Annotated in this window: 7 protein-coding genes; 4 read left to right on the top strand and 3 right to left on the bottom strand. The window is 68.8% G+C overall.

The genetic code is table 11. The features are described 5' to 3' along the window. Window positions 1-1,140: DUF4365 domain-containing protein (locus RBH18_RS42120; protein ID WP_306216121.1), on the bottom strand; the 1,140-nt coding region annotated here is incomplete at its 3' end. Further along, window positions 1,130-1,255, bottom strand: a complete 126-nt coding sequence (locus RBH18_RS42115) for a hypothetical protein (RefSeq protein WP_306216120.1) — start codon at window positions 1,253-1,255, stop codon at window positions 1,130-1,132. The genes RBH18_RS42120 and RBH18_RS42115, both read right to left, overlap by 11 nt. Window positions 1,256-1,609: 354 nt before the next feature. Here RBH18_RS42115 and RBH18_RS42110 point away from each other — a divergent pair, with 354 nt between their 5' ends. Continuing rightward, a complete protein-coding gene (locus RBH18_RS42110) occupies window positions 1,610-2,095 on the top strand; it encodes an NUDIX domain-containing protein (RefSeq protein WP_306216119.1) in 486 nt (161 codons plus the stop codon). 109 nt (window positions 2,096-2,204) lie between these two features. On the opposite strand, the gene RBH18_RS42105 is transcribed toward RBH18_RS42110, so the two are convergent. Further along, window positions 2,205-2,852, bottom strand: a complete 648-nt coding sequence (locus RBH18_RS42105; protein WP_306216118.1) for a type 1 periplasmic-binding domain-containing protein — start codon at window positions 2,850-2,852, stop codon at window positions 2,205-2,207. A 130-nt stretch (window positions 2,853-2,982) separates the two neighbouring features. Between RBH18_RS42105 and RBH18_RS42100 the strand changes: the two genes are divergently transcribed. From RBH18_RS42100 to RBH18_RS42090, 3 genes are all read left to right on the top strand, one after another. Next, window positions 2,983-4,128 (top strand): HupE/UreJ family protein, encoded by a 1,146-nt coding sequence (locus RBH18_RS42100; protein ID WP_306216117.1) that lies wholly within the window; start codon window positions 2,983-2,985, stop codon window positions 4,126-4,128. A 133-nt stretch (window positions 4,129-4,261) separates the two neighbouring features. After that, window positions 4,262-6,193 carry a purple acid phosphatase family protein gene (locus RBH18_RS42095; RefSeq protein WP_306216116.1) on the top strand — a complete coding sequence of 644 codons (1,932 nt, stop codon included), beginning with the start codon at window positions 4,262-4,264 and terminating at the stop codon, window positions 6,191-6,193. Between the two features lie 56 nt (window positions 6,194-6,249). Beyond that, the coding region (locus RBH18_RS42090; RefSeq protein WP_306216115.1) for a WxL protein peptidoglycan domain-containing protein at window positions 6,250-7,252 on the top strand (1,003 nt) is incomplete at its 3' end.

The raw sequence follows: 7,252 nt of genomic DNA, 5'->3' as shown, positions 1-7,252 counted from the left end.
ACCCCAACCGAAACGGCGGGCGTCCATAGCGGCGTGCAGCACGGCTCGGGCCGCCGGGTCGGCCGTTCGATACCGCTGGATCTGCGCGGGGCCGCCGGCGAGGTACTGGGTGATGTGCCCTTCCTCGGCCCGGGCGAGGGCCTCGGCGAGGCGGGCGTCGGTGACCGCGGCCTCGGCGAGTCGGCCCGATTCGACGGCTCCAAAGGTTTCCGGAACGGGAATCAGGTTGCCTGTGAGGAGGATCCGCGTGTTCGGCCGGGTGTCGCTGCCGATCTCGACCTCGGCCGGGGCCAGGCGCAACCGGTACTCGTGCCAGAGCGTCCCCAGGATCAGGACGAGGGCGCAATCGGGGTTGCGGAGCGTTTCCGACAACCCGGCCGCGATCGTTTCATCCCGGCGAATGTCGTCGGTGTACAGGTAGCGGGGCAGTTCGTTCAGCCACAGCACGGTATGCGCCCCGACCGACGGCAATCGCTCGACTAGTTCGTCGGGCGACGCCGGGTGCCACAGCCGCCAGTGGCTCGGCAGGCGGTGGACCTGTTCCCAGGCCGAGCGGGTCTTCCCCGTCGAGGAGTTGCCGAGCAGCAGGGCGATTCCGCTGTCGCCGGCGGCCGCCTTCTGCACAATTTTCTCGAGATCACCGTCGTGCTGGCGGGGAACGTACGGCGGCAGCGCGGGCAGGCCGGTGGTGTCTCCGAACGGGGTGATCGCCTCGTGGACGTCGAGGACGAACGGGCTCTCCGCCTCGGATATCGGGCGGCCAGGGCCCTCGTCCGCGCCGTACGAATAGCGGGGTTTCATCGCGCGCCGCAGGAGCTCGGGGGCAGCGGAGGCGTCGAACACCTGCCGGCGCTTGTCGACCGTGACCGTGCGGGAAGCCCGTCGCGCCGTATCGGCGAAGGCGTCCTGGATGTCGACCCACCAGGCCTCGTTGTCGTCCGGGTGCGACAGGACCAGAATGACGGTGGCATTGCCGCCCAGCCAGTAGTGCAGGTCGCGTTCGCGGCAGGTGTAGCGGAAAGACGTGTCGGTCTCGCCCGGGAACGGCAGCGTGCTGGCCTTGCTCTGCACCAGCAGTGTCAGGTTGAGAGCCTCCTGGGTGACGGGATCGACGAGCTCGATGCGGCCATCAAATTCCATGATCGAGCCGGTGTGGTTCGAAGAGGAAGCCCATCGCGGTGACCCGAGTATGGATCAGCGCCATGCCGGCCTCACCGATGAGGGTTTGCCGGCTGACCTTCTTGCCTCGAGACACGACCCGTCATCCTCACCGCTCGGCGCGGAACCTGACACTCCCGGCGAGTATGCCTCGCGGGTACGACAACTCCGGCGGCCGAGCGCAAATGTCGGCCACCCGACAGCCGATGGCCGCTGGCCCGCGCCGTGTCAGGATGCCTGAGCGCGTGGACGTCTGCACCCGGTGGGGCCGGGCATTGCGTCGGAAGATGTCAGCGCGGACAGTGGGATGATCTAGGTGCGCCGAGGCCGACATCGATGGCGAGTTTCCAGCCCGCACCTTTCCCCCCATCGTGGCGATCACTCCGTCGACGGGTTCTTGCACAGGGCTCACGCCTATGTCTCCACCGCCAGCCACGGATAGAGTCACCGGATGACGTGGGTAGAGCCGGAAAAGTGGTACGCGCAGCTGGCGTCCTTCCACGCCGCCGCCCTGTTCATCACGGACGACGCCGGCCGGGTGCTGCTGGTCAAGCCGAACTACCGCGATCACTGGGCCATCCCCGGCGGCTACGTCGACCAACACGAGAGCCCACACGCTGCTGCCGGACGCGAACTACGAGAAGAACTCGGCCTCGCCCTGCACGTCGGTGACCTGCTCGTCGTCGACTGGGCCTCGCCGGCCGGGCCGCGCCCGCGGGCCCTGGTGAACTTCATCTTCGACGGCGGTCGGCTCACCAGAAACCACAGCATCCGCGTCGATTCCGACGAGCTGGAAACCTTCGGATTCCATCACCCCGAGCAGTGCCGACGTCTACTCCCGCCGCGCGTCGCACCGCGCGTCGAGGCCGCACTTGCCGCCCGGACCAAAGGCACGACGATCTATCTCACTGACGGGGCATCGCCGGCGCACTCCTGACAACCCCAGACTCTCCGGGTCGTCAGCGGCCTTGGCCTCCGACCTCGGATCGCAGCCGCTCAGGTTCGAAGCCGGGCGGCGACGTTTTGCAGGTGAGGAAGAATTTGCATCAGGCCAGCCACACGACGATGCCCGTCAGGCCGGTCAGCACCGCTGCCACGCCCGCGCGGATCGCGTCGGCGCAGCGGGCCGCCGTGAAGGATGCCGGGTCGTAGGTGGAGGCGGAGCCCAGGCCCTCGCCGCGGAAGGAGGCGCCTGCCCAGTCGACCGATGTCACGTTGTTGGTTGGTTCGGCCAGTTCGGCGCCGACGACCAGGAATTGCTGGTCGAGGTGGTTCGGGGTGACGACGGCTAGCGGGTCGATCAGGTCGTTGCCGGCGGTGACGATGAGGTCCGGGTGCATGTTCATGGCCTTCACGATGTCCGGTACGGGATCGTGCCCGGCCGTCACGACGCGAAGCTCGACGTCCAGCGCCGCCGCCCACTCCTTGACGCCCGTGACCAGGGCGGCCGTCGACGCGTCGGCGCCCTTGGTCAGCAGGACCACGCGGTAGCCGTCCGACGGGTGGACCGCGTCCCACGATCCCGGGGCCGGTGTGATGGTGGCCTCGGGCGCCGGGGTGGCCGTGACGAAGCCCGCGCCGAGTACGCCCATCGCGGAGGGCTGGGGCCGCGGCTCGGACCAGTCGTCGGCGGAGCCACAGCCGGCGAGCAACAGAGCGGTGACCAGGGCCGAGGCGCGGAGGAAGGGACGCACGGAGGCAGTCTTACCGCGGATTCCGCCCCGCACCAGGTGATCTTGGCAGCTTGTCGCCCTCGGTTCGCCGAGTGATCTTCTGCCGTTCACCCGCGGCATGGAACGTGCTCTGGCCAAGTGAAGGAGCACCATGTTGCGACGCATCTCCGTCATCGCACTGGGGGTCGCTGCGACAGCGTTCTCCCTGCTGAGCGCCCAGCCGGCGCTCGCACACGGCTTCTCGTCGACCGTCTACGCGGATGTCACCGCCGGCGACGAGGGGCATGTGCGGACGCGGCTGGAGCTCGAGTACGACCTCTTCCTCGTGTCGGCCGCCGACACGCAGCACGACGATCCGCTGTTCCGGTCGGGGACTCCCGCCTTCGAGGCCGGCGACACCGAAGGCATGGCCGCGGCCCTCAACGCCCACGCGGACAATGCGGTGCGCTACGTCACGGAGCGATTCGGGGTCGACGACTGTACGGCCACCCGCGCCGGCGACTTCGCGATGACCGAGCGCGAGGGCGTTCCGTACGCCGTCCTCGATCTGGACTGGGACTGTCCCGGCGACGACCACGAGATCCGGGCGGAGCTGTTTCCCGACGGCGAGGGTTACATCAAGGACGTCAAGACCATCGTCACGTACGACCTCGGCGGCAAGACCGGCAGCGCGGCCCTCGACCGGGAGCACACCACCTTCTCGATCGGGCAGACCTGGTACGAGCGCTTCGGCGAGTTCTTCCTCCTCGGCGCCGAGCATCTGCTCTTCGGTATCGACCACATCCTCTTCGTGCTCGCCCTGATCGCCGGCTCGCGACGGCTCAAGGAGATCGTGCTTGCCGTCACGAGCTTCACGGTGGCGCACTCCGTGACGTTCGTGCTTGCCGCGCTGGGACTGGTGGACGTACCCGCCAAGGTCGTCGAACCGATCATCGCGCTGTCCATTGCCGTGGTCGCCGCCTGGGGTCTGTGGAATCTGCGGAGGAAGAAGGAGGAGCAAGGCACCGGCTGGGGGCGGCTCGCCGTTGTCTTCGGCTTCGGGCTCGTGCACGGGCTCGGGTTCGCCGGGGCGCTCGGCATCGACGAGGCCTGGTCGTGGACGCTCCTCTGGTCGCTGCTCGTGTTCAACATCGGCATCGAAGTCGTCCAATTGAGCATCATCGCCGTCGTCTTTCCGCTGCTGATGCTGCTTCGCCGGCGCAGCCCGGCGGCCGGCCGCTGGGCCACCGGCGCGATTTCCGCCGGTGTGTCCGTCATGGGCCTGGTCTGGTTCGTCCAGCGCCTGGTCGCTGCTTAGGTCTTCCGGGACGGTCCACTCCCGATATTGATCTTGTTCATGCGGCGTTCACGGGGCGCCTAAAGCTTGATCGTGCACGTTTTCCTGACAGAGGACGGACCTCATGAGATCCACCAAAACACAGCGTCGTCGCGTGGCCGCCGGTGCCACCGCGGTGGCGCTGGGCCTGACCGTGGCCCTCGGCTCCGGCTTGGCCGTCCCCGCCAGCGCCGCCGAGGCCACCCAGCCCACCGGCATCATCCTCGGCGTGGGCGCCACCGAGCAGCAGCGCATCGTCACCTGGTACACCTCGGTCGACACCGCGCAGTCGGTGCAGCTGGCCCCGACCTCCGCCGTCGTCAACGGCGAGTTCCCGGCCAGTGCCGCCACCTTCGCCGCGCTCGGTGGGGCGAACATCTCCACGAGCGGCGGCTTCAACCGGCACGCGACCCTCACCGGTCTCAAGGAGAACACCGCCTACTCGTACCGCGTCGGCAGCGCCGCCGACGGCTGGTCGCCGGCGTACACCTTCAAGACGCAGGACTTCGAGGGCGACTACGACTTCCTGTTCTACGGCGACCCGCAGATCGGCGCCTCCGGCAACGTGGCCAAGGACCAGGCCGGCTGGGTCGACACCGTCAACGTGTCGCTCGCCGCGAACCCCGACGCCGAGCTTCTCGTCTCCGGCGGCGACCAGGTCGAGACCGCCAACACCGAGGCCCAGTGGGACGCCTTCCTGGCTCCCCAGCAGCTGAAGAGCTACCCGTGGGCGGCCACCATCGGCAACCACGACGTCGGCGGCAAGGCGTACGAGCAGCACTTCTTCACCCCGAACTCGGACCGCTCGGCCGCGTACTACGCGAACGGCAACCCGGCATCCAACACGTCCGGCGGCGACTACTGGTACATCTACAAGGACACGCTGTTCATCGACCTGAACAGCAACTCCTACCAGACGTCGACCGGTGGCGGCGGCGACGCGGCCCACGTGGCCTACGTCACCGACGTGATCAACAAGCACGGCGGCGACGCCAAGTGGACCGTGCTGGTCTACCACCACTCGATCTACTCGGCCGCCTCGCACGCCAAGGACGCCGACAACAAGGTGCGCCGGGTCGACTTCCCCGCCACCTTCTCGAAGCTGGGCGTCGACCTGGTCCTGCAGGGTCACGACCACGTCTACACCCGCAGCTACGAGATCAAGAACGGCGCGAAGGCCAACCCCGACGAGAAGCCCGGCGACTCGGACGTCTTCGTCGGCCCCGGCGGCGTCATCTACATGACGGCGAACTCGGCCTCCGGCTCGAAGTACTACGACATCACCGCTCCGGACACCAGCGGGACGAGCGGTGCCGGCAACGGCGCCGACCCGCAGAAGCCCGAGAACTACTGGTACAACTCGGTGCAGAACCAGGAGCACGTCCGCTCGTACGTCAAGGTGCAGGTCCGCAGCGACAAGCTGGTCGTGCAGAACCTGCGCAGCGGTACGTGCGCCGCGCCGAACGCCTCGGTCGAAAACGGCCTGAGCTGCACCAACACCGAGTCCGGCCAGCCGGTCGGCTCGATCGTCGACAAGGTGACCATCCACCCGTACCAGGGTGACGGTCAGCAGATCCAGGTCAACGTCCCGACCGCCGCCCCGGGCGAGTTCGGCTGGACGATCGACGGCTACAACGGCCTCGTCGACCTGGGCACCGCCGAGGAGCACGCGGGTCAGTACTTCGGTGCGACCGGCGAGATCAACCCGATCCTCGTGTCGGACACCCGCCGCACGCAGGCGCCGTGGTCGATCGCGGCCAGCGTCAGCGACTTCAAGGACGCCGACAAGACCTTCTCGGGCTCGTACCTGGGCTGGGCGCCGAAGGTGCTCACCGCCGGGGCCGGCGCCGAGGTCGGCGCGCCGGTCAAGTCCGGCTACGACGACGGCGGCCAGGGCCTCGCGGTCTCGCGGGACCTCGCCTCCGCCGAGCAGGGCCACGCCAAGGGCACGGCCAAGATCGGCGCCGACCTGGATCTGAAGATCCCGGACACCGCCGACAAGGGCACCTACCGCGGCACCCTCACCATCACCGCACTGAGCAGCTGATTCACCGGCAGGGTGGGCGCCCGTGCCCACCCTGCCGCCTTTTCTACGGAGTCACGATGTCCCTCATCCGCACCGCCGCCGTGGCGGTCCTCACCGCCGCGGCCGTCGTCGGTCTGACGGCCGGCCCCGCCCTGGCGAAGCAAGAGGAGGGGGACGTCACCTGGACGGTCCGGACCGCCTCGAACAGCTACGGCGAGGACCGGTCCAGCTACAGCTACGCCGTCAACCCCGGCGGCACCCTCAACGACGCCATGATCGTGGCCAACCGCGGCAAGACCGCGCTGTCCCTCGACGTCTACACCGCCGACGGCTACACCACCGACACCGGCCAGCTCGACCTGCAGGTCAAGGGGGCGAAGCCGGTCGCGGTCGGCACGTGGGCAAAGCCCGGCCAGGTACGCGTCACGGTCCAGCCCGGCAAGACGGTCTCGGTCCCCTTCGCGGTCACCGTGCCTGAGAACGCCACGCCTGGCGACTACGTCGGCGGGATCGTCACCTCGCTCACCCAGCCCGACCAGTCCCAGAGCATCAGCGTCGAACGCCGCCTGGGCATCCGCATCAAGCTCCGCGTCGGCGGCGACCTCGCCCCCGCCCTGAGCATCGAAGGCCTGGCCATCGACTTCCACGGCACCGCCAACCCCTTCGGCGCCGGCGACGCGACCGTGCGCTACACGATCCACAACTCCGGCAACACCACGCTGTCGGCCCAGCAGGGGGTCGAGCTCTCGGGCCCGTTCGGCTGGTTCAAGGTACGCGCGAAGGACATCGCCGCCCCGCCGGAACTCCTGCCGGGCGAGAGCTGGCAGATGTCCGTACCGATGAAGGACGTCTCCCCGGCCGTCCGCCTCGGCGCGACCGCCACCCTGACGCCGGTCATCACCGATCCCTCCGGCTCGACGAGTCAGCTCGCCACCGTCAAGGCCACCGCAAGCACCTGGGCCGTCCCGTGGCCGCTCACCGCCCTGGTCGTGATCCTGACCCTCGCCATCGTCGCGGTGATCATCCTGACCCGCCGCAACCGCGCCCGCCGCAAGCAGCGCGAGGACGCCCGGGTCGCGG

It is taken from the genome of Actinoplanes oryzae (assembly GCF_030757795.1).
In the GTDB taxonomy this organism is placed as follows: Bacteria; Actinomycetota; Actinomycetes; order Mycobacteriales; family Micromonosporaceae; genus Actinoplanes.
The sequence above is the reverse complement of the archived record's forward strand: the minus strand, read 5'-3'. Positions and strand labels throughout refer to the sequence as shown.

What these genes read in the sequence shown, in the direction of transcription:
- RBH18_RS42110 (WP_306216119.1), top strand. Translation starts at nt 1,610, where the DNA reads ATGACGTGGGTAGAGCCGGAAAAGTGGTACGCGCAGCTGGCGTCCTTC.
- RBH18_RS42100 (WP_306216117.1), top strand. Translation starts at nt 2,983, where the DNA reads ATGTTGCGACGCATCTCCGTCATCGCACTGGGGGTCGCTGCGACAGCG.